General features: G+C 68.4%; 3 protein-coding genes. All 3 read left to right on the plus strand.

All coding sequences use genetic code 11. The annotated features are described in order from the left end of the window. A partial coding sequence (locus FRC96_RS16100) for an ABC transporter ATP-binding protein (RefSeq protein ID WP_146975925.1) occupies positions 1-338 on the plus strand: 338 nt, incomplete at its 5' end. Then, the gene (locus FRC96_RS16105) at positions 335-1,534 is read left to right on the plus strand and encodes an ABC transporter permease (protein ID WP_146975927.1); all 1,200 of its coding nucleotides are present in this window, start codon (positions 335-337) and stop codon (positions 1,532-1,534) included. The genes FRC96_RS16100 and FRC96_RS16105, both read left to right, overlap by 4 nt. After that, a partial coding sequence (locus tag FRC96_RS16110; protein WP_146975928.1) for a TolC family protein occupies positions 1,527-2,850 on the plus strand: 1,324 nt, incomplete at its 3' end. The genes FRC96_RS16105 and FRC96_RS16110, both read left to right, overlap by 8 nt.

Raw genomic sequence — 2,850 nt, forward strand, 5'->3', positions numbered from 1 at the left:
GCCCCCGCGCGCTGCGCGCGCTCGCCAGTGTGGGGCTGGGCGCCCGCGCCGATCACACCCCGGCGGAGCTCTCCGGCGGCCAGCAGCAGCGCGTGGCGATCGCCCGCGCGCTGGTCACCGAGCCCACGCTTCTGTTGGCCGATGAGCCCACCGGCAACCTCGACACCACCACCACCCTCGAGGTCATCGAGCTGCTCAAGACGCTCAACCGTGAGCAGGGCATCACGATCGTGCTCGTCACCCACGAGCCGGAGGTCGCCCAACACGCACAGCGCGTGCTCTGGTTTGTCGATGGCACGCTGCGCGCCGACGGCACCCCTGCGGAGGTGCTCGCATGAGAATGCGCGACACGCTGACGATGGCCTTTGTCGCCATCGCCCGAAACAAGGTGCGCTCGGTGCTCACCGCGCTCGGGATCGTCATCGGCGTGGCCAGCGTCATCGCCATGGTGCACCTGGGGCAAGCCGCCACGCGCAGCGTCACCGAGAGCATCAGCTCGATGGGCTCGAACCTGCTGATCGTGCAGACCGGCCGGGGCCGCGGTCGCGGCGGCGTGCGCGGGGCAGCCACCGCCTTTACCCACGAAGACGTCGAGCTGATGGCCCGCCAGATCCCCGGCGTGCTGGTGGCTCCGCAGGCCAACACCCAGGCCACACTGGTCTACGGCGGCATCAATCACGCCGCCTCGGTGATGGGCACGACCAACGACTTCTTTACGATCCGCAACTGGGCGCTTGAGCGGGGGCGGCTCTTTGATCCCGAAGAGCAGGAGAGCGCGGCGACGGTGTGCGTGATCGGTCACACCGTGGCCACGACCATGTTCGGATCCGGAGAGCCCCTGGGCCAGACCTTGCGTGTGGGTCGGAGCGCCTGCCAGATTATCGGCGTGCTCGCCAGCAAAGGCGCCTCCCTCGGCCAGGATCTCGACGACGTCGTCGTCATGCCCACACTCGCTGTGCAACGCCGGCTGATCGGCAACCTGGATGTGCGCTCGATCTACGTCTCGGCGCTCGTCGACGGCAGCACCGCCCGGGTCAAAGCGGATATCGAGCGCTTTTTGCGCGAGCGCCGCCCCGACGCCGGCGAAGACAGCTTCTATGTGCGCGATATGCAGGAGATCGCCGACACACTGGCCGGCACCACACGCACGCTCACCCTGTTATTGGGCGCGATCGCCGCGGTCAGCCTGCTCGTCGGGGGCATCGGCATCATGAACATCATGCTCGTCTCGGTCACCGAGCGCACCCGCGAGATCGGCATCCGCATCGCCATCGGCGCCCGGGTTCGCGATGTGCTCGTGCAATTCTTAGTGGAAGCCGTCGCCATCTCCACCCTCGGCGGTCTTATCGGCGTGATGCTCGGCGTGGGCGGCACCTACATCGCCACCAGCAAAATGGGACTCCCCTTTGTGCTCTCCACCGAGACGATGCTCGTGGGCTTTGGTTTCTCCGCCATCATCGGCGTGGTTTTCGGCTTTGTCCCGGCCCGAAAGGCCGCCCGACTCAACCCCATTGAGGCGCTTCGCCATGAATGACCGTAGTAAGAAGGGCGACCGACGCGTGGCTGGACGAGCCGGGATCATACAAGGAGCCACCGCGGCGTTCGGGCTTCTGATGATCATCGGGAGCGCGCCGGCCTTCGCCCAGACCTCCCCCTCTTCTTATGAAGAAGCAGACCAGAGCGCCGCGAATGACAGCGTAACCTGGCTCACCCCTGATCAGATCGTCGAGCTGGTCCTGCGCCAGAGCCCCGACCTGGAGCGCGCCCGCATTGAAGAGGAGCGCGCCCGTGAGCTCGTGATCAGCGAGGAGTACGAGCGCACACCTGTCTTCAGCGCCGACGCCGGCTACCGCTACGGTCAGTTCCCCGATCTCTCCGCCCAGGGCACGCGCCTGATCGACTCCAGCGCCTTAAGCCTGGCCGGACGCCTCTCCCACACCCTGCCCATCGGCACGCGGATCGCGTTGAGCGCGTCATTAAACAGGGCGGTGCGTGACTCGGTGGTCTTAGGGGATCTGGGCGTGGCCTACGACGCCAGCATCGCCGCCGAGATCACCCAGCCCCTTCTGCGCGGCGCGGGCCGCGATGTGGTCGACGCCGCGCTTATTGCGGCGCGCCGCGCCGAGCAGCTGCGCCTGGCCCAGAGCGCCGAGCTTACCAGCGCACTGCTCTACGAGAGCCTCACCACCTACTGGGATCTGTGGCTGGCGCAACGATCGCTGGAGATTCAGCAGGGGGCGCGCCGCATCGCCGAGCAGAGCCTGCAGGACGCCACCGTACGCCTGGAGGCCGGCGCGGCAGCGCCGGCCGATCTCATTCCCCTGCGCATCGAGATCGCCCGCGCCGAAGAGAGTCTGCTCGCCGCCCGCACTCGCCAGGACGAGCTCAGCCTGCTCTTAACCCGCCAACTCGGGCTCGCCCCTGACACCTCCCTGCGCGCCCGCGCCGACGCTCCCACCGCCGTGGATCTTCCCGATCGCGAGCGCGCGCTGGAGCGCTACGAAGAGAACTCCCCCGAGCTCCAGCGCCTCACCATCGCCCTGGAAGACGCCCGTCAGCAGGCCGCACTCGCCAGAAACAGCGCGCGCCCGGCGCTCGACGCCGTCGGCTCCTTTCAACTCGACGGCCTCGGCCGCACCACCCCCGACGCCCTTGCACAGATCGGTCGCGCCGAAGGCTACGTCGCCTTCATCGGCCTGCGCCTCGAACTTCCCATCGTCAACCGCGCCCGCCAGGCCGACGCTCGCCGCGCCGACCTCGCTGTGCGCGCCGCCGAGCACGACCTGGAGCAAGCCCGCGCCGACGCCCGCCACACCCTCACCTCCCTCCTCAACGAGGCGCGCGCGGCCC

It is taken from the genome of Lujinxingia vulgaris, assembly GCF_007997005.1.
Taxonomy (GTDB): Bacteria; Myxococcota_A; Bradymonadia; order Bradymonadales; family Bradymonadaceae; genus Lujinxingia.

Excerpts from the sequence above, each read along its gene's own strand:
- FRC96_RS16105 (WP_146975927.1), top strand. The coding sequence starts at position 335 with ATGAGAATGCGCGACACGCTGACGATGGCCTTTGTCGCCATCGCCCGA.